Origin of the sequence: Ruegeria sp. HKCCSP351, assembly GCF_017872535.1 — a bacterium.
Classification (GTDB): domain Bacteria; phylum Pseudomonadota; class Alphaproteobacteria; order Rhodobacterales; family Rhodobacteraceae; genus Ruegeria.
The window spans coordinates 90,061-111,285 of the sequence record NZ_JAEDOV010000008.1; the positions used below are offsets into that span (position 1 = coordinate 90,061).

The 21,225-nt window shown below is 59.2% G+C and carries 22 protein-coding genes and 1 riboswitch; of the genes, 8 read left to right on the plus strand and 14 right to left on the minus strand.

Annotated elements, in window-relative coordinates; translation table 11 throughout:
- Positions 1-18: 18 nt before the first annotated feature.
- From I9182_RS16185 to dnaK, 12 genes are all read right to left on the minus strand, one after another.
- Positions 19-753: an ABC transporter permease gene (locus I9182_RS16185; RefSeq protein WP_209598960.1), complete on the minus strand. Its 735-nt coding sequence runs from the start codon at positions 751-753 to the stop codon at positions 19-21.
- Positions 750-1,478 (minus strand): ATP-binding cassette domain-containing protein, encoded by a 729-nt coding sequence (locus I9182_RS16190; protein WP_209506926.1) that lies wholly within the window; start codon positions 1,476-1,478, stop codon positions 750-752. The genes I9182_RS16185 and I9182_RS16190 overlap by 4 nt, the downstream gene beginning before the upstream one ends.
- Positions 1,475-2,149 carry a thiaminase II gene (tenA, locus tag I9182_RS16195; RefSeq protein WP_209598961.1) on the minus strand — a complete coding sequence of 225 codons (675 nt, stop codon included), beginning with the start codon at positions 2,147-2,149 and terminating at the stop codon, positions 1,475-1,477. Before tenA ends, I9182_RS16190 begins: the two co-directional genes overlap by 4 nt.
- Positions 2,146-3,081, minus strand: coding sequence for an ABC transporter substrate-binding protein (locus I9182_RS16200; RefSeq protein ID WP_209598962.1), 936 nt, complete (start codon positions 3,079-3,081; stop codon positions 2,146-2,148). The genes tenA and I9182_RS16200 overlap by 4 nt, the downstream gene beginning before the upstream one ends.
- An 18-nt stretch (positions 3,082-3,099) precedes the next feature.
- The gene (locus tag I9182_RS16205) at positions 3,100-4,065 is read right to left on the minus strand and encodes a ThiF family adenylyltransferase (protein ID WP_209506923.1); all 966 of its coding nucleotides are present in this window, start codon (positions 4,063-4,065) and stop codon (positions 3,100-3,102) included.
- On the minus strand, positions 4,062-4,658 hold the full coding sequence (locus I9182_RS16210) for a thiamine phosphate synthase (protein WP_209598963.1): 597 nt from the start codon (positions 4,656-4,658) through the stop codon (positions 4,062-4,064). The genes I9182_RS16205 and I9182_RS16210 overlap by 4 nt, the downstream gene beginning before the upstream one ends.
- Positions 4,655-5,419 (minus strand): thiazole synthase, encoded by a 765-nt coding sequence (locus I9182_RS16215; RefSeq protein ID WP_209598964.1) that lies wholly within the window; start codon positions 5,417-5,419, stop codon positions 4,655-4,657. The genes I9182_RS16210 and I9182_RS16215 overlap by 4 nt, the downstream gene beginning before the upstream one ends.
- Positions 5,420-5,421: 2 nt before the next feature.
- Entirely contained in the window at positions 5,422-5,616 is a 195-nt protein-coding gene (thiS, locus tag I9182_RS16220; RefSeq protein WP_209598965.1) for a sulfur carrier protein ThiS, read from the minus strand.
- Positions 5,600-6,577 (minus strand): glycine oxidase ThiO, encoded by a 978-nt coding sequence (thiO, locus tag I9182_RS16225; protein WP_209598966.1) that lies wholly within the window; start codon positions 6,575-6,577, stop codon positions 5,600-5,602. Before thiO ends, thiS begins: the two co-directional genes overlap by 17 nt.
- Complete coding sequence (thiD, locus tag I9182_RS16230; protein WP_209598967.1) at positions 6,574-7,377, minus strand: bifunctional hydroxymethylpyrimidine kinase/phosphomethylpyrimidine kinase; 804 nt, start codon at positions 7,375-7,377, stop codon at positions 6,574-6,576. Before thiD ends, thiO begins: the two co-directional genes overlap by 4 nt.
- A gap of 44 nt (positions 7,378-7,421) precedes the next feature.
- Positions 7,422-7,526: riboswitch (TPP riboswitch) on the minus strand.
- Between the two features lie 241 nt (positions 7,527-7,767).
- Positions 7,768-8,913: a molecular chaperone DnaJ gene (gene dnaJ / locus I9182_RS16235; RefSeq protein ID WP_209598968.1), complete on the minus strand. Its 1,146-nt coding sequence runs from the start codon at positions 8,911-8,913 to the stop codon at positions 7,768-7,770.
- 74 nt (positions 8,914-8,987) lie between these two features.
- Positions 8,988-10,895 (minus strand): molecular chaperone DnaK, encoded by a 1,908-nt coding sequence (gene dnaK, locus I9182_RS16240; RefSeq protein WP_209506916.1) that lies wholly within the window; start codon positions 10,893-10,895, stop codon positions 8,988-8,990.
- Positions 10,896-11,107: 212 nt separating this feature from the next.
- Between dnaK and I9182_RS16245 the strand changes: the two genes are divergently transcribed.
- The gene (locus tag I9182_RS16245) at positions 11,108-11,710 is read left to right on the plus strand and encodes an alpha-ketoglutarate-dependent dioxygenase AlkB (RefSeq protein WP_209598969.1); all 603 of its coding nucleotides are present in this window, start codon (positions 11,108-11,110) and stop codon (positions 11,708-11,710) included.
- Here the strand turns inward: I9182_RS16245 and I9182_RS16250 are convergent.
- Positions 11,707-12,531 (minus strand): ABC transporter permease, encoded by an 825-nt coding sequence (locus I9182_RS16250; RefSeq protein ID WP_209598970.1) that lies wholly within the window; start codon positions 12,529-12,531, stop codon positions 11,707-11,709. The two genes, I9182_RS16245 and I9182_RS16250, sit on opposite strands and share 4 nt — an antisense overlap.
- Positions 12,532-12,653: 122 nt before the next feature.
- On the opposite strand from I9182_RS16250, the gene cysQ reads away from it, so the two are divergent.
- The 7 genes from cysQ (at position 12,654) to I9182_RS16285 (ending at position 20,685) form a co-directional block, all read left to right on the plus strand.
- Positions 12,654-13,451, plus strand: a complete 798-nt coding sequence (cysQ, locus tag I9182_RS16255; protein WP_209506913.1) for a 3'(2'),5'-bisphosphate nucleotidase CysQ — start codon at positions 12,654-12,656, stop codon at positions 13,449-13,451.
- Positions 13,451-14,251 (plus strand): manno-octulosonate cytidylyltransferase, encoded by an 801-nt coding sequence (locus I9182_RS16260; RefSeq protein WP_209598971.1) that lies wholly within the window; start codon positions 13,451-13,453, stop codon positions 14,249-14,251. Before cysQ ends, I9182_RS16260 begins: the two co-directional genes overlap by 1 nt.
- Positions 14,252-14,323: 72 nt before the next feature.
- Complete coding sequence (galE, locus tag I9182_RS16265) at positions 14,324-15,307, plus strand: UDP-glucose 4-epimerase GalE (protein ID WP_209598972.1); 984 nt, start codon at positions 14,324-14,326, stop codon at positions 15,305-15,307.
- A gap of 100 nt (positions 15,308-15,407) precedes the next feature.
- Positions 15,408-16,358 carry a glycosyltransferase family 2 protein gene (locus I9182_RS16270; protein ID WP_245222693.1) on the plus strand — a complete coding sequence of 317 codons (951 nt, stop codon included), beginning with the start codon at positions 15,408-15,410 and terminating at the stop codon, positions 16,356-16,358.
- Between the two features lie 185 nt (positions 16,359-16,543).
- The gene (locus I9182_RS16275; RefSeq protein ID WP_209598974.1) at positions 16,544-17,530 is read left to right on the plus strand and encodes a glycosyltransferase family 2 protein; all 987 of its coding nucleotides are present in this window, start codon (positions 16,544-16,546) and stop codon (positions 17,528-17,530) included.
- A complete protein-coding gene (locus tag I9182_RS16280) occupies positions 17,527-19,227 on the plus strand; it encodes a beta-1,6-N-acetylglucosaminyltransferase (protein ID WP_209598975.1) in 1,701 nt (566 codons plus the stop codon). The genes I9182_RS16275 and I9182_RS16280 overlap by 4 nt, the downstream gene beginning before the upstream one ends.
- Positions 19,228-19,233: 6 nt before the next feature.
- Positions 19,234-20,685, plus strand: coding sequence for a nodulation protein NodH (locus I9182_RS16285; protein WP_209598976.1), 1,452 nt, complete (start codon positions 19,234-19,236; stop codon positions 20,683-20,685).
- On the opposite strand, the gene I9182_RS16290 is transcribed toward I9182_RS16285, so the two are convergent.
- Positions 20,669-21,187, minus strand: a complete 519-nt coding sequence (locus I9182_RS16290) for a L,D-transpeptidase family protein (protein ID WP_209506907.1) — start codon at positions 21,185-21,187, stop codon at positions 20,669-20,671. The two genes, I9182_RS16285 and I9182_RS16290, sit on opposite strands and share 17 nt — an antisense overlap.
- Between the last annotated feature and the right edge of the window lie 38 nt (positions 21,188-21,225).

Here is a 21,225-nt window from a genome sequence, read left to right on the forward strand (position 1 = left end):
GAATCACTTTCCGAAAGGTTAATGCGCCTCTCCTGCCATACGCGCGGTGGCGCGGCGGACAATCAGGTGCAGAAGGATCGAAAACACGCCCAGCGTCAGCATCGCCGCAAACATCAGGTCCGTCTTGGCGCGGCCATTGGCCAGCAGCATCAGATATCCCAGACCTTGCGATGAACCGACCCATTCACCGATCACGGCACCGATCGGCGCATACACCGCCGCAAGCCGCATCCCCGAGGCCAAAGACGGCAACGCCGCAGGGATACGGATGTGCCACAACACAGCGCGCTTGCCCGCCTGCATCGTGCGCGCAAGGTCCAGATACCCCTGCGGTGTTCGCATCAAACCGTCAAAGAAGGACGACGTGATCGGGAAATAGATGATCAGCACCGCCATCGCGACCTTTGACAACAGGCCATAGCCCAGCCACAGGGTCAGCAACGGGGCCAGCGCAAAGACCGGCAAGGCCTGCGTGAACACCAGCATTGGCTGCACCAGAACCCGTGCGACACGGGAATTGGCCAGCTGCAATGCGGTGACAACGCCCAGCAACGTGCCGCAGGCAAGACCGATAATGACCTCAATGGCTGTGATCCAGGCATGTTCTGCAATCAGCCAGCGGTTCTGCCACCAGGTTTCAGCAACCACCGCAGGGCCGGGCAGGATGAACTTTGGCAATCCGGTCAGGGTCACGATCCCCTGCCAGATGGCAAGGGCAAACAGGGTTGCTGCCAGAACAGAGAGGGACTTCATACCCCGCCCTCCCGCAGCAGCCGCAAAAGCGCGCCTTGTGTTTCCAGCGTCTGCAGATCATCCACGCTGCGCGGGGCTGGAGCAACCGGCGGGTCGCACGGTGTCAGCCCGTGCTGTGTCATGACGACGATGGATTGCCCCAGACGCGCGGCCTCGCCCGGATCGTGGGTTACCAGAAGGACAGTGCGGCCTTTCAGCGCCTCGGCGGCCAGATCCTGCATATCGGCACGGGTTCGGGCATCAAGGGCGGAAAAGGGTTCATCTAGCAACACAATCGGCCGGTCTTCCATCAGGGTGCGGGCCAGTGCCACGCGCTGGCGCTGCCCACCCGAAAGCTCGGGCGGTTTCTTGGTCATATGGTCCTGCAACCGCATCCGCTCGATCAGGCGGTCGCGCCGGTCAAGGTCAACTTTCTCGCCCCGCAGCCGCGCGCCCAACGAGACGTTCTGCGCAACACTCGCCCAAGGCAGCAACAGGTCGTCCTGCGCCATATAAGCGACCCGGTCTGAAACCGGCTGGCCATCGCTGGCGGTGATCCGGCCCGAGAATTCAGCCCCGGTTTCCAGCCCGGCAATCAGCCGCAAGACCGTAGTTTTGCCAACACCCGATCCGCCCAGCAGACAGGTCCACGCCCCGGCGTCAAGCGTCAGGGTCAGCGGTGCGAACAGAATCGCGCCGTCGATCGTGGCAGTGCCGCTGATGGTCAGATCGGGCGCCGGGGTCATGGGGTCAGACCCATCTGCCAGAAATTGACCTCCAATTCCGTGGCCGTGCGGAACGTCCGGCACAGACGATCCCAACGGGGTGAAGATTGGAAATCCGCCCCGATCCGCCTTGTTAGAGCCGAATCCAGCAACTCGCCCACGGCGGCGCAGGCGTTCTGATAGCCCTCGTCCGCGTAGGTATCGATCCAGCCGCGATAGGATGTTGATGTTGCCTCCGCAGACAGGCGGGTGCCAATCTCACCATATCCCATGACGCAGGGTACAAGTGCTGCCAGAAGATCCAGCAGATCGCCGCTATAGCCCGCCTCGAGGACAAAGCGGGTATAGGCCAGATTTTCGGGCCGTTCCAGCGTCGCAAACAGCTCTGCCTGCGAGATGCCTTCTGCTTCGCAAATGCCGATATGCAGCTTCATCTCTTCGCTGATCAGGCCGTTCACGGTACGCGACGCCGCCAGCATTTCAGCATGTGTTTCCGATTTCACCACGGCCAGCGCCCAGGCGCGCGAGAAGTGGATCAGGAACACATAATCCTGACGCAGATAGTGCAGGAACGCCGGGCGTGGCAGGGTGCCGTCTTTCAGTGCTTCGACAAAAGCGTGGCGGGTGTAATCCCGCCACGGCCCCTGCGCCGCATCGCGCATCAGCGCAAAGGCTTTGCCATAATCGCTCATTGCGCGGTGACGTCGATGGCAATGTCGCTGACGGGCAGGACAGTGTCGATCATGCCGCTGTCGTTCAGGAATGCTTCGAACCGGGCATAACGGCCAGCGTCAAACCCGGCGGGACGCAGGGCAAAGCGCGGCAGCGTGTCGACCCATGCGCGCGCGTTCAACTCGTCCTGCAGCTCGGGCGAGGTGGCCGAGAAGACCTCCCAGCTTTTTTCCGGGTTGTTGACGATGTACTGAGTCGCTTTTTCGGTCGCGGCCAGGAAACGGGCGATCTTGTCTTTGTCCATCGTATCGGGGTTGGCGACATAGATCAGTTCGTCATAAGACGGCACGCCCTCTTCCTCGATATAGAAGCAGGTGCCGGGGCGGCCTTCGATATCCATCTGGTTCAGTTCGAAGTTGCGATAAGCGCCAATCACCGCGTCCACCTGACCGGTCATCAGCGAGGGCGAGAGTGAGAAATTCACGTTGATCATCTCAACATCATCCAGCGCGACGTCGTATTTGCCAAGCACGGTGCTGAGGATGGCCTCTTCCACACCGGCGACGGAAAAGCCGATTTTCTTTCCCTTGAGGTCAGCGGGCGATTTGATCGGGCCGTCCTTCAGAACCAGCAGGCAGTTCAGGGGCGTTGCGACCAGCGTGCCGACCCGTTTCAGCGGCAGCCCTTCGTGAATCTGCAAATGCAGTTGCGGCTGATAGGATACTGCCAAATCCGCCTGACCGGCTGCCACCAGACGCGGTGGTGCGGATGGGTCAGCGGGGGCAACGACTTCGACCTGCAATCCCTGCTCGGCGAAATAGCCGTTTTCCTGTGCCACGATGATGGGCCCGTGGTCGGGGTTGATAAACCAGTCCAGCAGGACGGTCATCTTGTCTTCGGCCCAGGCTGGCGCGGCGGCCAGAAGGGCAAAGGCTGTCATCAGCTTTTTCATATCTCACGTTTCCTTTTCTCAGGAGGTTGAAGCCGCGACGAGGACAATCTCGCCCGGCCAAATCGGTTGGATTTTCTCGGCAGCGCGCCATGCGCGCAGCCCGGTGGCACAGCAAAGGGCGAGGCGTTTCCCCTTGTTTGGGTCTATATCTTGTACTTCTTCGGGTGAAATGCGCGTCGCATCCGGGTGGGCCGGAACCGGAGCTTCGTTCGGGTCACGCAGTTCGACAATCTGGTCCGTGTCTCGCAACTGGCTGGCAGAGAGAAAGCGGAAACAGCTGTTCGGTTCCGGCGCTTCATCAAAACGAAACCCGGTGCTGCGCAGGGTTCGCGCATCATATTGCACCATCTGCCCCAGGGGTGATGGGTCAAGCCGCAAGATCAGGTTCAGCGCCATCTGCGCCTGCATGGACCCGATCACACCGACAACGGGACCCAGAACACCCGCCGTGGCGCAGCTTGCGCCGCTATCCGGCGCATCGGGGAAAACGGCACGCAGAGAAGGCGCGCCACCGCAAAACCCGCCCACATAACCTGAAAGGCCCAGTACCGAGGCGCTGATCAGTGGCTTGCCTTGTGCCAGACAGGTATCCGACAGCATATAACTGACCGCATAGCTGTCGGCACAATCCAGGATAATATCCGCCTGCGACACCAGATCGGGTGCATTTTCCCCTGTTAGAGCCTGTTTCCTGGCAATCACATCGATTTCGACATTCAACGCACGGCATCGGTCAGCGGCGCGTTCGGCCTTTGACAGCCCGCAATCTTCTTCTGAAAACAATGTCTGGCGATGCAGGTTCGACAGATCGACGATGTCACCATCGACAATTGTGATATGCCCCACCCCGGCCCCGGCCAATAGCGGCAGCAGCGGCGCGGCCAGACCACCTGCGCCGACCACCAGAACACGGGCCGCAGTCAGGCGGGCCTGTCCTTCAGCCCCAACCTCGGGCAGCAGCGTCTGGCGGGCATAGCGGCTCATCTCGTGGCCTCGATCCAAGCACGCACCCGCGCTTCGGGGTCGGCGTTCAGTGTGATGTCCGTAACGGCCGAGACGATGTCGGCCCCGGCTGCCAGCACCCCTGCTGCACGCTCGACGCTCATGCCGCCAATGCCGACCAGAGGAATGTCGCCAACCCGCGCCTTCCATTCGGTCACGCGGGGCAGGCCCTGCTGATGCCACTTCATCTTTTTCAAGATGGTCGGATAGACGGGACCCAACGCCACGTAATCGGGATCCATGGCCAAAACCCGCTCAAGCTCGTCATCGTCATGAGTGGAAACCCCTAGCTTTAGACCCGCTTTTTGGATGGCTTTCAGGTCAGCATCATCCAGATCCTCTTGCCCCAGATGAACCCAGTCGCAACCCAGATCGATGGCGTGTTGCCAGTAATCGTTGATCACCAGACCCCCCCCATAGTCGCGGCACAGATCGCGCGAGGCGGCAATCTGATCGCGCACCACCTCATCCGGCTGATCCTTGATACGCAGCTGCACCAGCTTGACACCCAAGGGCAGCATCCGCCGCAGCCAGTCCGAGTGATCGAAGATCGGGTAGAAACGGTCCAGCGTCATGACAGGAAGGCCTTTCCGACAACGGGGGTCGAAGGTTCGGCCATATCACGCGCCTCGATCGGGTCTGCCCGATGGGCCAGTTGTCCGGCATGGATTGCCTTCGCCATCGCCTTGGCCATCAGAACGGGATCACCGGCACGGGCCACAGCGGTGTTCAGGAGAACGGCATCATATCCCAGCTCCATCGCGTGGGCCGCGTGGCTGGGCAGGCCGATCCCGGCATCCACCACCAGCGGCGTGTCAGGAAACTCGGCCCGCATCGACCGCAGGGCGTATTCGTTGTTCAGCCCACGCCCGGACCCGATGGGCGCCCCCCACGGCATCAGCACTTCACATCCCGCTTCGAGCAGGCGTTCGCCCACGATCAGATCATCGGTTGTGTAGGGAAACACCTCAAACCCGTCTTCGGTCAGGATGCGCGCGGCCTCGACCAGCTGGAACACATCCGGCTGCAAACTGTCGGTGTGGCCGATCAGTTCCAGCTTGATCCATTTGGTATCAAACACTTCGCGCGCCATATGGGCTGTTGTCACCGCCTCTTTCACCGTATGACAGCCAGCCGTATTTGGCAGGGTCAGAACACCCAGCTCGCGGATCATCTGCCAGAATGTCTGACCCGCGCCGGATTCCCGCCGCAGCGATACCGTGGCAACCGCCGCACCGCTTTCGCGAAAGGCCTGTTCCAGAATGGCGGGGCTGGGATATTGGGCGGTGCCCAGCATCAAGGGGTTCGGCAGTTCGATGCCGTAGAACGTCTTCATCCTCAGCCCCCCTGCATCGGCGCGACAACTTCGATCCGGTCGCCATCGGTCAGTTTGTGCCCAATACGTAGGCTTGACGGCACGAAATCTTCGTTCACGGCGGTGGCCACACGGCCTGAGAAGCCGCATTCCAGTAACAGATCCGAAAGGGTTTCGGCACTCACGTCCCGCGTCTCGCCGTTAAGCACGATCTTCATCGACCATCTCCGAATGTGTGTTGTCCAATGCCAGATCAGCGACACCCCGCGCCAATGCAGGGGCCAGCAGATAGCCATGGCGATAAAGCCCGTTGGCAAAAATTGTCCGGCCCAATCGCCGGATACGCGGCAGGTTGTCCGGGAAAGCAGGGCGCAGGTCGACACCGATCTCCAGCACCTCGGCCTCGCCAAGGGCCGGGTTCACGGCATAGGCCGCGCTGAGCAGTTCCAGCATCGAACGCGCGGTGATGCGGCTGCTGTCCTCGGATTCGATCATGGTTGCGCCCAGCATGTAGACGCCATCCCCGCGCGGAACGATGTAAAGCGGCATCCGCGGGTGCAACAGCCGCACCGGACGCGAAAGATTCACATCGGGGCAACGAAGAACCAGCATCTCACCCTTCACGCCGCGCAGGTCGTGCAGATATTCGCGCGCGTGCAAGCCCCGGCAGTCTATGGCCTTGTCCAGTTGCGCCGGAGCCAGCTTTCGGTGGACTTCCACGCCGGCGCCTTGCAGGTGACGATGCAGATCGCGCAACGCCTGACGAGGATCAAGGTGCGCTTCGTTTTCAAAATACAGAGCTTTGCCAAACTTGCTCAGATCAGGCTCTAATTCGAGTATTTTCGTGCGATCAACCTCGCTGAACCCTTCGGTCCGGCGTGCAAACCGGCGCAGGTCGGGCAGGTCGCGCGCGTTGGCAACGACAAGAGTTCCACTTCTGTTTACCTGCGTTCGCTGCGCCCACCATTCGATTGCTTCCTGCCCCAGCCGCAGCACCGGTTCTTCCGCGTTTTCGTATTCACACCAGGGGGCCAGCATCCCACCGGCCCACCAGGAACACCCATGCGGGCCGGGCGGGCCGCCCGGGTCGAAAACCTGCACCTTTGCGCCGCGTGACACAAGCTCGCTGGCCACGGCCAGACCCGCTACGCCCGCACCTATGACAGACCAGAGAGTCATGCGGGCCAGATCCGGTGGAAGTGGTGCACAGGGCCGTGCCCGGCACCAATCTTCAGTTCATCCGCCCGCGCGATGGCCCCTTGCAGATAATCATGCGCCTGCGCAACCGCATCTCTCAGCGGCAGGCCCCTGGCCAGACCGGCAGCGATCGACGACGACAGGGTGCAGCCGGTTCCGTGGGTGTTTTTTGTGTTCTGACGCGGGGCCTGAAACGTGGCCACGATACCTGAGGGGTCGACCAACAGATCGTGACAGGTATCGCCCGACCCATGCCCGCCTTTCATCAAGACCGCACCCGCGCCCAGAGCGCACAGGGCCTGGCCTTGTGCGGCCATCTCGTCCGGTGATTGCGCCGGTGTCGCATCCAACAAACATGCCGCTTCCGGCAGATTGGGCGTCAGCACAGTCGCTGCTGGCACCATCACTTCGCGCAGCGTCCGGACCGCTTCCTGCGCCAACAGCGCATCCCCGGATTTTGCGATCATGACGGGATCAAGAACAACGGGCCCTTTGAACGTTTCCAGGCCTTGGGCCACTGTGTGAATGATCTCTGGCGTGGCAAGCATACCGATCTTAATGGCCTTCACGTCCAGATCGCTCAGCACCGCGTCGATTTGAGCGGCAATGACATCCAGCGGAACCCCATGCACCGCAGTGACGGCTTGCGTGTTCTGCGCCGTAATGGCGGTAATGACGCTTGCGCCGAATACACCCAACGCCGACATCGCTTTCAGATCGGCCTGAATCCCGGCGCCTCCGCCGCTGTCAGACCCTGCGATGGTCAGGGCAATTGCCGCCATGTCGTTGCTCCATCTTCTTTGGGCAACGAGGTAGGGAAAACGTCTGTGTTCATAAGACCGTTCCCTACGCCGGAATTGCCCGGATCAGGTTCGATGGGTTAGCGCGGTTGCGCCTCTCAGCCCTGATACGGGCACCCCAACGGTTGTCGCGGACAATTTCAGGGTCGACGGTCGGAATCAAGAGCCAATTTGGCAAATGCGTTGCCACTTTTGCTCATCTGATAAGGCCAATTGAATGTCTTTAGGGAGTGTTTTGCGAGGCTCTGCCTCGCGCTCCGGGATATTTAGAGCCAGATGAATAAAGGATCCCTGCTTCATCTGGCCGGAAATATCCCGGGGGAGGCGCCCGAAGCGGGCGGCGGGGGCAGAGCCCCCGGGTAACCCTGGTTGTCAGCTTTTCATGCCGTCCCAGAAGGATTTGACGGATGAGAAAAAGCTTTTTGATTCCGGGTGGTTGTCTTCGCCCAGATCATCAAACTCGCGCAGCAGTTCTTTTTGGCGGCTGGTCAGGTTGACCGGGGTTTCAACCGCCAGTTCGATGAACATGTCGCCAACACCGCCGCCGCGCAGTGCGGGCATGCCTTTGCCGCGCAGGCGCATTTGCCGGCCCGACTGGCTGCCTGCCGGGATCTGCACCCGCCCACGCCCGCCATCGATTGTCGGAACCTCGATCGATCCGCCCAGCGCAGCCTTGGCCATGCTGACCGGTACACGGCAATAGAGGTTCACGCTGTCGCGTTCGAACAATTTGTGATCAGACACTTCCACAAAGATGTAGAGGTCGCCCGGAGGGCCACCGCGCATTCCGGCCTCGCCTTCACCTGCCAGACGAATACGGGTACCGGTTTCGACACCAGCGGGGATGTTGACCGACAAGGCGCGATCTTTTTCGACGCGGCCTGCACCCTTACAGGATTTGCAGGGGTTCTTGATGATCTGACCCAGACCCGAGCAGGTGGGGCAGGTTCGTTCGACCGTAAAGAAACCCTGTTGCGCCCGCACCTTGCCCATGCCGGAACAGGTGGGGCAGGTTGTCGGCTCGACCCCGCCCTCTGCACCGGTTCCTTCGCAGGAGGAACAGGCCACGGCTGTCGGTACATTGATGGTTTTCTGCTGGCCCGAGAACGCCTCTTCCAGCGATACGCGCAGGTTATAGCGCAGGTCCGAGCCGCGCGCGGCGCGTCGGCCGCCGCCACCACGTTGCCCGCCCATGAAGTCGCCGAACAGGTCGTCGAACACATCCGAGAACGCGCTGGAGAAATCGCCCTGCCCAAAGCCGCCACCAGGCCGACCACCGCCGCCCATGCCGTTTTCAAACGCGGCGTGGCCAAAGCGGTCATAGGCCGCCTTTTTGTCGGCATCGCGCAGCACGTCATAAGCCTCGTTGGCTTCCTTGAACTGCGCCTCGGCATCCGGGTTGTCCTTGTTGCGGTCCGGATGCAGCTCTTTGGCTTTCGTGCGAAAGCCTTTCTTGATCTCATCCGCCGAAGCGCCCTTGGACACGCCGAGCACTTCGTAATAGTCGCGTTTTGACATCAGTATTTCCTTCTGCCTCAACGTAAATAGGCCGGCCCGGCATCCGGACCGGCCTACATTGGCCCGGTTACCCGTTAGTTACGCTTGTCGTCGTCCAGATCTTCGAACTCGGCATCGACGATATCGTCTTCACCGGGTGCGGCATCTGCTGCGACAGGCTCGTCCTCGGCCTCTTCGGACTGCGCCTTGTAGATGGCCTCACCCAGCTTCATCGCCGCTTCGGTGACGTTCTGGATACCAGACTTGATCTTGTCGGCGTTGTCGGTTTCCAGCTCGTCCTTGAGTGCGGCGATGGCCAGTTCGATGGCTTCGATCGTGGTCGGGTCGACCTTGTCGGAATGCTCTTCCATCGACTTTTCGGTCGAGTGGATGAGGCTTTCCGCCTGGTTCTTGGCATCGACCAGCTCGCGGCGTTCCTTGTCGGCTTCCGCGTTCTCTTCGGCGTCCTTGACCATCTTTTCGATGTCTTCGTCGGACAGACCGCCCGATGCCTGGATGGTGATCTTCTGTTCCTTGCCGGTGCCTTTGTCCTTGGCCGAAACCGAGACAATGCCGTTGGCGTCGATGTCAAAAGTCACCTCGATCTGGGGCATGCCGCGCGGCGCGGGCGGGATGTCTTCGAGGTTGAACTGACCGAGGATCTTGTTGTCCGCAGCCATTTCACGCTCGCCCTGGAACACGCGGATGGTCACGGCGTTCTGGTTGTCCTCGGCAGTCGAGAAGACCTGAGACTTTTTCGTCGGGATCGTGGTGTTGCGGTCGATCAAGCGGGTGAACACACCACCCAGCGTCTCGATGCCCAGCGACAGCGGGGTCACGTCCAGCAGAACCACGTCCTTGACGTCGCCCTGCAGAACACCGGCCTGAATGGCGGCACCCATGGCAACCACTTCGTCCGGGTTCACACCTTTGTGCGGCTCTTTGCCAAAGAACTTCGTGACCTCTTCGATCACTTTCGGCATCCGGGTCATACCACCGACCAGAACAACTTCGTCCACGTCAGCGGCCGACAGACCAGCGTCTTTCAGAGCCGCCTGGCACGGCTTCATCGACTTCTTGATCAGATCACTGACCAGGGATTCCAGCTTGGCACGGGTCAGTTTCATGACCATGTGCAGCGGCTGACCATTCGAACCCATCGAGATGAACGGCTGGTTGATTTCGGTCTGCGAGGTCGAGCTGAGTTCGATCTTGGCTTTTTCGGCGGCTTCTTTCAGACGCTGCAAGGCCATCTTGTCAGCAGACAGATCGACACCGTGTTCCTTTTTGAACTCATCCGCCAGGTAGTTGACGATGCGCATGTCAAAGTCTTCACCACCCAAGAAGGTGTCGCCGTTGGTCGATTTGACCTCGAACAGGCCGTCGTCAATTTCCAGAATGGTCACGTCGAAGGTACCGCCACCAAGGTCATAGACTGCGATGGTTTGGGTTTCCTGCTTGTCCAGACCATAGGCCAGAGCGGCAGCTGTCGGTTCGTTGATGATCCGCAGCACTTCCAGACCGGCGATTTTGCCCGCGTCTTTGGTGGCCTGACGCTGTGCGTCGTTGAAGTATGCCGGAACGGTGATGACCGCTTGTGTCACTTCCTCACCCAGATAGCTTTCCGCGGTTTCCTTCATCTTGCCCAGAGTGAAGGCCGAGATCTGGCTTGGGGAGTACTTTTCACCGCGGGCCTGAACCCACGCGTCGCCATTGCCGCCATCGACGATAGCGTACGGCACCATCTTCTTGTCTTTTTCAACTTCGGCATCATCCACGCGACGACCGATCAGGCGCTTGACGCCAAAGATCGTGTTGTCGGGGTTGGTGACCGCCTGACGTTTTGCAGGCTGACCGACCAGTCGCTCATCTTCAGTGAATGCGACGATCGAGGGCGTGGTCCGCGCCCCTTCGGCGTTTTCGATAACCTTCGGCTGCGAACCGTCCATGATGGCCACGCACGAGTTGGTGGTTCCGAGGTCAATCCCGATTACTTTTCCCATTTTTGCAATCCCTTTCTCTTCAAGGCGATGTCTCGACGACCGGACCCGTTACGGCATCCCGCCCCCGACCTGATGTGCGCGACAGCACTACCATCGCGCGTCCCGGCGTATATAAGGGCGAGACCAGAGGCCTGCAAGCACCGTAGAACGCAGGTTTTAGGGATTCTGATGCCTTTTTTGGCAAGGAATTGGAAAGGATTGGGGTTTCTGGAATGGCGCGATTGGTTTTGCGGGGGTTCGATATCAGGAAAGGTTATCTTGATCCTGCGGCCCAGTCGCGGGTGATCGCGGATTTGCGCCCGATTCTGAAAGCTGCGCCCCTGTTCCGGCCTGTTACCCCCTCGGGCAAGGAGATGTCGGTTCGGATGACCTCGGCCGGTGATCTGGGTTGGGTGACCGACAAGGCAGGATACCGATATCAGGATCAGCACCCCAAAGGTGGAATATGGCCGGAAATCCCCGCCACCATTCTGGATATCTGGCGTGATCTGGTCAGCACCGAGCGGGCCCCCGATTGCTGTTTGGTCAACTATTACGGGGAAGGTGCAAAAATGGGCCTGCATCAGGACAAGGACGAGGCCGATTTTTCATGGCCCGTTCTGTCGGTTTCGCTGGGCGACGATGCCTTGTTTCGGATTGGCAACACGACGCGCGGCGGCAAGTCCGAGTCGATCTGGCTGAGCTCGGGGGATGTGGTTGTCATGGGCGGTCCGGCGCGGCTGGCATATCACGGCGTGGATCGGATCAGGTTTGGATCCTCGCGCCTTTTGCCCAAAGGCGGGCGCATAAATCTTACGCTGCGGGTGGCGCGTTAGCGGCGCGCATTCCAGCTTTTCGACACGTGCTGGCGGGTGAAGAATTCGCCCATAAGACCGATCATCAACAGGGCGATTCCAACCCAGGCCGCGTATTCCCAGCTGGTGTTTCTTGGATAATAGTTGCGGAACACGAACCCGCGGGTCTGGTCGATGATGTGAAACAGCGGGTTCCAGGCAAACATCATCAACAGCCCGCCACCCAATGCGTTCGCAATGAACATCTTGCCGGAAAACACCATGTTCAGACGGCGATATATATTGGTCAGCATCGAAACGGTCGTCGGGGCCCACGGTTTCAACGCCATTAACACAAGCCCCACCGCGCAGCCGGTAAACCAGGCCAGCACCAGCATTGCGAAGGCGCCGCCGGGGTTCTGCACCTCAAGCGGAGCAACCGCGACACTGTAGACGAACAGGATGATGAACATGGCCAGCAGGAACTTATAGAATGTGCTGAAGGCCGCCGCGAGAATCGTGACCATTACGTTCATCGGCGAATGCAGCATCATCGGGTTATTGGATGACCCAACCCCGGAAATCGCGCCAATCGATTGTATGTGCAACATGAACGGGAACACGCCCGACAGAACATACAGCAGAAATTCGCCCCTGATCCTGGCGACCCCGCCCCGGCCCATCAACGACATCAGCAGATAGAACGTGACCATCATCACCAACAATTGCACAACGTTGAGCAGGATCGCGATCACCGCATTCGGATGCTGCGCGCGCACGTTCCGCACCACCGCATGAAACACCAGTTCCGCAGTCGTCAGTGCACTGCCCAGCAGCGTTTGATTGCGCTTGTAATAGAACACTTAAAGGGTCTTTCCTGCCTCGTCGTCCCTAACCTGGCATGAATATCTTGCCGTTCGGTAACCGTCGCATCATAAGTCGGTCACGAGTTTGGATCAACAAACCACAGGAACGGAGCATTTTTGTGACCTACGACGCGCTTATTCCCGTCATCCGGCGTCTGGCCCTTGAGGCAGGCGACAGGATCATGGAAATCTACGAGGCAGACGATTTCGACGTCAAAGTCAAATCAGACTCCAGCCCTGTGACCGAAGCGGATGAGGCAGCCGATGCGCTGATTTCAGCCGGGTTGCGTCAGGCGTTCCCCGATATCCTGCTGATCACCGAAGAACAGGCCGCCTCGCATTCCGAAAAAGGGGATACTTTTCTGATTGTCGATCCTCTGGATGGCACCAAGGAATTCATCAACCGCCGTGGCGATTTCACCGTCAACATCGCGCTGGTCGAGAACGGAACGCCGACACGGGGCGTGGTCTATGCCCCGGCGCGGGGTCGCATGTTCTATACGCAGGCCGATGGTCAGGCAGTCGAGGAAACGGGCGCGTTTGACAAGGATGCACCCGGCACCCTGACCCCAATATCAGTCTCTAACCCGGACAATTCCGCGCTTTTGGTCGTGGCTTCAAAGTCGCACCGGGATCAGGCCACCGAGGATTACATCAACAAGTATCAGGTCAAGGACAGCAAAAGCGCGGGATCGTCTCTCAAGTTCTGTCTGGTTGCGACGGGCGAGGCGGATCTTTATCCGCGGGTCGGGCGCACGATGGAATGGGATACGGCGGCAGGGCACGCAGTACTAGCCGGGGCCGGAGGCCGGGTTGTGCGGTTTGACGATCACGCGCCACTTGTCTATGGCAAAGAGGGCTATGCGAACCCGTTTTTTATCGCTTACGCTCCGGGTGTTAAGCTGAAGGAGGCCTGATGTCAGTTCTGATCGCCATCCCCGCCCGCTATGCCTCGACCCGGTATCCGGGCAAGCCTTTGGTGCCGCTGACCGGCGCGACCGGCGTTTCGATGACACTGATCGAACGGTCCTGGCGGGCGGCCACTTCTGTTGCGGGCGTGGACCGGGTTGTGGTCGCAACCGATGACGACCGCATCCGCGAACAGTCCGAAGGCTTTGGCGCCGAGGTGGTGATGACCTCGGAAAATTGCCAGAACGGCACCGAACGCTGCGCCGAGGCGCACAAGGTTCTGGGCAGCGGATATGACATCGTGGTCAACCTTCAGGGCGATGCACCTCTGACACCGCATTGGTTTGTCGAGGACCTGATCACAGGGCTGCGCGCGGCACCCGATGCTGGCGTGGCCACACCGGTCCTGCGTTGCGACGGGGATGCTTTGAACAGCCTGCTGAACGACCGCAAACATGGCCGCGTTGGCGGCACAACCGCCGTATTCGCGCGCGACAACAGCGCGATGTATTTCTCGAAAGAGGTTGTGCCCTTCACCTCAGAAACCTTTGGCGGGGATGAACCCACGCCGGTGTTTCACCATGTCGGCGTCTATGCCTATCGGCCTGACGCGTTGGCGGCCTATCCGGGCTGGCCAACGGGCCCTCTGGAAAAACTGGAGGGTCTTGAACAGCTCAGGTTCATGGAAAATGGCCGCAAGGTTCTGTGCGTCGAGGTTGACGCCAAGGGCCGTCAGTTCTGGGAGCTGAACAACCCGCAGGACGTACCCAAGATCGAAGAGATGATGGCCGCGATGGGGCTGGAATAGCCGGTTTTTGCCCATGACGCCCCGCGGTTTCCATATCTCGATGACAGGCAATCTGGTTCCAAAGGACGCTTCATGAAACCAATCCTCGTGACCGGTGGTGCCGGATATATCGGGTCGCATGCCTGCAAGGCGCTTGCGCAGGCGGGTTATGTTCCCGTGACCTACGACAATCTGGTCACCGGCTGGCAGGATGCGGTGAAATACGGGCCGTTTGAACAGGGCGACCTGTTAGACCGGGCACGCCTGGACGAGGTATTTGCCAAACACAAGCCGGTTGCGGTGATGCATTTTGCGGCCCTCAGCCAGGTGGGCGACGCGATGCGGCAACCCGGGCTGTACTGGTCGAACAATGTTACCGGATCGCTGACGCTGATCGAGGCTGCGGTTGCGGCGGGCTGTCTGGATTTCGTGTTCTCGTCCACATGCGCCACCTATGGCGAGCATGACAATGTGGTGCTGGACGAGGCCACCGCCCAACACCCGCTGAACGCCTATGGTGCATCAAAGCGCGCGATCGAGGACATCCTGAGGGATTTCGAAGCGGCCCATGGGCTGCGCCATGTCATTTTCCGGTATTTCAACGTTGCTGGTGCTGATCCCGAAGGCGAAGTGGGCGAGTTTCACCGGCCTGAAACCCATCTGATCCCCCTGATGCTGGATGCGATTGATGGCAAGCGCGAGGGTTTGACCGTTTTTGGCACCGATTACGAAACGCCCGACGGCACATGTATTCGCGATTATGTCCATGTCTGTGATCTGGTCGACGCACATGTTCTGGGGCTGGGCTGGTTGGAACAGGGTAAAGAAAGCCGTGTTTTCAATCTGGGTACCGGCTCGGGGTTTTCCGTGCTTGAAGTGATCGAGCATTCCAAATCCGTCACCAACCGCCCGGTCCCGTATTCGGTTGGTGCCCGACGGGCGGGCGATTGCACCAAGCTGGTGTCCGGCTCTGTCCGCGCCCAAACCGAACTGGGGTGGAAGCCGAAAAGGTCAACGTTAGAGACGATGATTGCGGATGCCTGGCGCTGGCATCAGAACGGCCACTACGAGAAATGAAGCCCCGGTGACGTCCAATACGGTTCAGACACTTCCTGATATCGGTTGGCGACAGGAATACCGGTTGCGCTGGAAACGGCGGCGCCTTCTTTGGCGCTCGATGCGCAGCCGACATCAACTGACCTGCCTGAAAGATCAGACAAGCAGGATACGGGGAAACGACATTCTGGCCTTTACCACCTTGCGGAATGAAATCACCCGCTTGCCCTGGTTCTTCCACCACTATCGCCAGCTGGGCGTGAGCCATTTTCTGATCGTCGACAACGGCAGCGATGACGGCTCGGCTGAATTTCTGCAGGATCAACCGGATGTTTCCCTTTGGCAGACCCGGTCCAGCTATCGCGGATCACGCTTTGGGCTGGACTGGCTCAGCTGGCTACAGATGCGATACGGCCATGGCCATTGGTGCCTGATGGTCGACGCGGATGAGCTGCTGGTTTATGCCCGGCACGACCGTCATTCCTTGCATGAGCTCACAGAATGGCTGGACCGGCAGGGGCGGGCCGGGTTTGGCGCATTGATGCTGGATTTGTATCCAAAGGGGCCGTTGGGCGGCCAAACCTATGACCCGGACACGGACCCGACCAAGGTGCTGAACTGGTTTGACGCAGGACCGTATCGCGCGCAGCGGCAAAGCCCGATGGGAAACTTGTGGGTTCAGGGCGGCGCACGCGAGCGGGTGTTTTTTGCCCAGATACAGCAACGATCCCCGACGCTGAACAAGATCCCGCTGATGCGCTGGTCGCGGCGATATGCCTATGTAAACTCGTGCCATTCCGCCCTGCCCCGCCGCCTGAACGCAGTGTATGACGGGCCAGCCGGCGACACCCCGTCCGGCGTTCTGCTGCACACGAAATTTCTGCCGGACATTATTGAAAAATCTAAAACTGAAAAGCTGCGCCGCCAGCATTTTCATGACCCGAACCAGTTCGCTGCGTATTACGATCAGATACTCAATCAACCAGACATGTGGACCCCCCAATCGGTGCGCTATACCGGCTGGTCGCAGTTGCTGGAGCTGGGGCTGATGCGTGACGCCGGCTGGTGTTGAAAACAAATCCAAAGGGATCAACGGCACCTTTACCACTTCCGGGATTTAAAAAAGTTGCCTCAGAAGAGGTAGAAGTGGCATAAACCGACAATGTCCTGTCGCACCAGCGGTCGCGGCGGGTTCGGGGAAAGCTCGCGTTATAATAAAGGTTGGGCAGTCGCGTGAGCCTGTTTGATTCATACAAGATGAGATTGCGGCGCAAGCGCCGTATTCTGCGCTGCCTCAGACGTCGGCGCGAACTTAAGCCCGCCAGCAACAACACGTCTGCCATCCGCCGTGACGATATCCTGTTGATGAGCGTTGTGCGAAACGAGAAAATTCGGCTGCCCTATTTTCTGGAATATTACCGCAAACTGGGCATCGACCATTTTCTGTTCATCGACAATGACAGCGATGACGGCAGTTTCGAGTTCCTGAAAGAGCAAGCCGATGTATCGGTCTGGCGGACGACAACCAGCTACAAATGTGCAAGTTATGGTCTGGACTGGTCGAACTACCTTTTGCGCAAATACGCGCATGGACATTGGGTTCTGAGCGTCGACCCGGATGAGTTTTTTATCTACCCCTTTTGCGACACCCGCCCGATCCGCGCCCTGACAGACTGGCTGGACGGAAGTGCCGTACGCAGCTTCGGCACCATGCTGATCGACATGTACCCCGAAGGACCCGTGGATGCCGAAACCTATCGCGAGGGGCAGGATCCCTTTGAGATTGCGCGGTGGTTCGATCCGGGGAATTACACGATCACCAAGAACCCGGATTACAAGAACCTGTGGATTCAGGGGGGCGCGCGGGCGCGTGTGTTCTTTCGCGACAAGCCATCCAAAGCCCCGGCACTGAACAAGATCCCGCTGGTCAAATGGGATCGGCGGTATGTCTATGTCAGCTCGACCCACTCGCTTTTGCCGCGCGGGCTGAATCAGGTGTACGACGAATGGGGTGGGGAAAAGGCCAGCGGCTCGTTGCTTCATGCCAAGCTGATCGACACCCTTGGCGACAAGGCGCGCGAAGAATTAAAACGCGGCCAGCACTATGGCGGTTCGGGTGAATACGAGGTCTATGCCAAACAGCTTGAAGACAAACCCATATTCTGGTGCGAGTGGTCCGAGGCCTATATCAACTGGCGGCAGCTTGAGATTCTGGGCCTGATGTCAAAGGGAAACTGGGCATGAGCGGTCTGGGCATCGTCATGCTGGTTCATACCTCGCTGGACCGGGCCGAACAGGTCGCGCGCCATTGGACCGCTGCCGGATGCCCGGTTGTGATCCATGTGGATCGCAAAGTACCGGGTGCAGAATACGCGCGATGTGTTGCATCCTGTTCGGACAATCCCCGGATCGCATTTTCCGACCGGCACCAATGCGACTGGGGCGGGTGGGGCATCGTTGCCGCCTCACAAACCGCGTCCGAACTGATGCTGGAACGATTTCCGGAAACGCGCCACGTGTTCCTGTCGTCGGGGGCCTGCCTGCCGCTGCGCCCGGTTCAGGAGTTGATCGATTATCTGGCCGACCGGCCCCGTGTCGATTTCATCGAAAGCGCGACAACGTCTGATGTCAGCTGGACAATCGGCGGGTTGGATCATGAACGGTTTACGCTGCGGTTCCCGTTTTCCTGGCGAAAACAGCGCGGATTGTTCGACGCATATGTAAAGCTTCAGCGCGCGGTCGGGTTTCGCCGGAAAATCCCCGACGGTTTGGTTCCGCATATGGGCAGCCAGTGGTGGTGCCTGACCCGTCAAACACTGTCTGCCATTTTGCAGGACCCCAAGCGCAAACAATATGACAGCTACTTCCGCCATGTGTGGATTCCGGATGAAAGCTATTTCCAGACATTGGCGCGGCTGTATTCCACACATATCGAGAGCCGGTCCCTGACCCTGTCCAAGTTCGACTATCAGGGCCGCCCGCACATCTTCTACGACGACCATCTGCAATTGCTACGGCGGTCAGACTGTTTTGTTGCCCGCAAGATCTGGCCCCGTGCGGAACGGCTGTATCAGGCGTTTCTGACCGATCAGGCCAGTGCGATGAAACCAGCCGAACCCAATCCCGGCAAGATTGACCGGGTGTTTTCCAAGGCGGTCGAGCGCCGGACGCGAGGGCGTGACGGGCTGTACATGCAAAGCCGGTTTCCCCGGCACGGCAGTGAAAACGGCCTTACCTCGTCTCCCTATTCCGTATTTCAGGGCTTTTCCGAACTGTTTGAAGACTTCGAAGATTGGCTGGCTGCGGCCACTGGCACACGCGTGCACGGGCACCTGTTCGGACCCGAGCGTGCGGAATTTGCAAAGGGTGAAACCATCACAAACGGTGCGCTCAGCGATTGTGCTTTGCTGCGGGATTACAATCCAACGGCCTTTCTGTCGAACCTGATCTGGAACACACGGGGCGAACGCCAGTGTTTCCAGTTCAGCCCCCGCGACACGCAGGACATCAACTGGTTTCTGGCGCGGGACAAGAATGCGCAAATCTCGGTCATCACAGGGGCCTGGGCAATTCCGCTGTTCCGGTCAAACCTGAACTTCTCGGACATCCGGAGCGAGGCCGCGCGTCTGCAACAGATCGAAACCAAGCAGCTTGAGGTTCTGACCTCGGTCTGGACCAAGGCGCGGATGCGCAGCTGGTCTCTGGCCGATTTCATTGAAGCGCCGATGGAGCCCTTGCAGGCGATCCTGGATGAGATTGGCGCGCATCAAGCCAGTCACCTGACAGAAGCGCCCACGATGGTCGATCTGTCCGGCTTCGGGAAGTTCCTGCAAAACCTCAAGAATCAGGGTATGCACCCTTACATGATGGGCGATTTCCCTTCGGACGATGTGTTCGGCCATCAGACGAAACCCTATCGCAAACCCTATCTGGTGCAGTAATTACCCATGCCAGCCAATTTTGATTACTTCGTAGTTCTGGCCGCCATGCGCACAGGGTCGAACCTTCTTGAGGCCAACCTGAACGCGCTGGACGGGGTTTCCTGTCATGGCGAAGCCTTTAACCCGCATTTTGCCGGCAACCTGAAGTCCGATACCCTTCTGGGTCTGTCGCTGGAAGACCGCGATGCAGATCCGATGCGGCTGTTGAAGGCAATCCGGTCGGCACCGGGTGGCTTGAACGGTTTTCGGTATTTCCAGGACCACGATCCGCGCATTCTGAAGCCTGTGCTGAATGATCCGCGCTGTGCCAAGATCATTCTCACACGCAATCCGCTGGACAGTTTTCTGTCCCTGAAAATCGCGCGCACCACGCAGCAATGGCTGCTGAAGAACGTGAAGCGTCGCGTCGATGCACAGGTTGCTTTCGACGGGATTGAGTTTTCTGAGTATCTCGATCAGGCCCACGGCCACCAACACATGTTGCAGCAGCATTTACAGAAGACCGGGCAAACCGCTTTTTTCATCACCTATGACGACTTGGCCGAGTTGGACGTTCTGAACGGTCTGGCCGCATGGCTGGGGGTCGAGGCGCGGCTGAGCAAGCTGGATGATACTCTGAAACCGCAAAACCCGGCACCTGCCGTATCGAAGGTCACCAACCCCGATGAGATGCAAGACGCCCTGTCCAAGCTAGACAGGTTCGGATTGCACCAGCCCTCCCGTTTCGAGCCAAATCGGGGGGCGGCAGTACCGCAATACATTGCCGGAGCCGGATCAGCATTGATGTATTTGCCCATTCGCGGCGGAATAGAGCCTGTTATTGCGCAATGGATGGCCGACATGGATGGCTGTTCTACGGACGATCTGGTCACAAACCGGAACCGCAAGGAAATCCGCGTCTGGATGCAAGACCACCCTGGACACCGGAAGTTCACCGTGTTGCGCCACCCGCTGGCACGGGCGCATTCGGCGTTTTGCCAGTACATTCTGGATACCGGGCCGGGCAGTTACAAGATGGTCCGCAATTACCTGCGCAACCGCCTCGACCTGCCGATCCCCGGGCAGGTGCGCGACACCAATTACTCGGTCGAACAACATCGGGATGTGTTTCTGGCGTTCCTCGGATTCCTGCGCATGAACCTCAACGGTCAGACACCGATCCGCGTTGACGGGACGTGGTGCAGCCAGTCCCGAACGCTGGATGGTATTGCCAGCTTTCTGATGCCGGACCTGATTCTGCGGGAAGAAGAGCTGACCACGGCGCTGCCGGATCTGGCCCGCTCAACAGGTCACCTCAATCCGCCTGCACCCGGCCGGTGCGCGCAGGATGTTCCGTATACGCTGGATCAGATCTATGACGAACAGCTTGAAGCGCTGGCATCCGAGACCTACCAGCGCGACTATGAAACGTTCGGGTTTGGCGCGTGGATGCCTATGCCTCCTAAGGGCGCAGAGTGATCAGCGTCCCCCGGTTGACCATCGCATAGATTTCTTCAATCTCGTCATTCTTGACCGCGATGCATCCCGCTGTCCAATCCGGTGTTTTCTTGGCGCGCTTGAACTCGGATCGCAGATTGGGCTGGCCGTGAATGAAGATGTCCCCACCCGGATCAACTCCTGCTGCCTTGGCCTTGGCGATGTCCTGAGAGTTGGGATACGAAATCCCGATAGACAGGTGATAGCGGCTTTTGGGGTTGTGGCGATCGATCAGGTAGCTTCCTTCGGGCGTACGACCGTCTCCGCGTTTGGTTTTTGTGCCCTGCGGCGCAAATCCCAGATCCACATCATATTCCTTGAGGACTTTTTCGTGGTGCAACAAATAAAGTTTGCGCGCGCCCTTGTTGACCACCAGCGAGGTGACCTCGGGGCCATTATAAGTCAAAAAATTTGGACGGGCTGATGCACAAGCCGATAGGCCCAGCGTTGCAACCGCCCCCAATCCGAATGCTCGACGATCCATGTTTCACTGCCTGCTTTGTTTTTTGGGGCTTATTATGC

Excerpts from the sequence above, each read along its gene's own strand:
- I9182_RS16185 (WP_209598960.1), bottom strand. The coding sequence starts at position 753 with ATGAAGTCCCTCTCTGTTCTGGCAGCAACCCTGTTTGCCCTTGCCATC.
- I9182_RS16190 (WP_209506926.1), bottom strand. The coding sequence starts at position 1,478 with ATGACCCCGGCGCCCGATCTGACCATCAGCGGCACTGCCACGATCGAC.
- tenA (WP_209598961.1), bottom strand. The coding sequence starts at position 2,149 with ATGAGCGATTATGGCAAAGCCTTTGCGCTGATGCGCGATGCGGCGCAG.
- I9182_RS16200 (WP_209598962.1), bottom strand. The coding sequence starts at position 3,081 with ATGAAAAAGCTGATGACAGCCTTTGCCCTTCTGGCCGCCGCGCCAGCC.
- I9182_RS16205 (WP_209506923.1), bottom strand. The coding sequence starts at position 4,065 with ATGAGCCGCTATGCCCGCCAGACGCTGCTGCCCGAGGTTGGGGCTGAA.
- I9182_RS16210 (WP_209598963.1), bottom strand. The coding sequence starts at position 4,658 with ATGACGCTGGACCGTTTCTACCCGATCTTCGATCACTCGGACTGGCTG.
- I9182_RS16215 (WP_209598964.1), bottom strand. The coding sequence starts at position 5,419 with ATGAAGACGTTCTACGGCATCGAACTGCCGAACCCCTTGATGCTGGGC.
- thiS (WP_209598965.1), bottom strand. The coding sequence starts at position 5,616 with ATGAAGATCGTGCTTAACGGCGAGACGCGGGACGTGAGTGCCGAAACC.
- thiO (WP_209598966.1), bottom strand. The coding sequence starts at position 6,577 with ATGACTCTCTGGTCTGTCATAGGTGCGGGCGTAGCGGGTCTGGCCGTG.
- thiD (WP_209598967.1), bottom strand. The coding sequence starts at position 7,377 with ATGGCGGCAATTGCCCTGACCATCGCAGGGTCTGACAGCGGCGGAGGC.
- dnaJ (WP_209598968.1), bottom strand. The coding sequence starts at position 8,913 with ATGTCAAAACGCGACTATTACGAAGTGCTCGGCGTGTCCAAGGGCGCT.
- dnaK (WP_209506916.1), bottom strand. The coding sequence starts at position 10,895 with ATGGGAAAAGTAATCGGGATTGACCTCGGAACCACCAACTCGTGCGTG.
- I9182_RS16245 (WP_209598969.1), top strand. The coding sequence starts at position 11,108 with ATGGCGCGATTGGTTTTGCGGGGGTTCGATATCAGGAAAGGTTATCTT.
- I9182_RS16260 (WP_209598971.1), top strand. The coding sequence starts at position 13,451 with ATGTCAGTTCTGATCGCCATCCCCGCCCGCTATGCCTCGACCCGGTAT.
- galE (WP_209598972.1), top strand. The coding sequence starts at position 14,324 with ATGAAACCAATCCTCGTGACCGGTGGTGCCGGATATATCGGGTCGCAT.
- I9182_RS16270 (WP_245222693.1), top strand. The coding sequence starts at position 15,408 with ATGCGCAGCCGACATCAACTGACCTGCCTGAAAGATCAGACAAGCAGG.
- I9182_RS16275 (WP_209598974.1), top strand. The coding sequence starts at position 16,544 with ATGAGATTGCGGCGCAAGCGCCGTATTCTGCGCTGCCTCAGACGTCGG.
- I9182_RS16280 (WP_209598975.1), top strand. The coding sequence starts at position 17,527 with ATGAGCGGTCTGGGCATCGTCATGCTGGTTCATACCTCGCTGGACCGG.
- I9182_RS16285 (WP_209598976.1), top strand. The coding sequence starts at position 19,234 with ATGCCAGCCAATTTTGATTACTTCGTAGTTCTGGCCGCCATGCGCACA.
- I9182_RS16290 (WP_209506907.1), bottom strand. The coding sequence starts at position 21,187 with ATGGATCGTCGAGCATTCGGATTGGGGGCGGTTGCAACGCTGGGCCTA.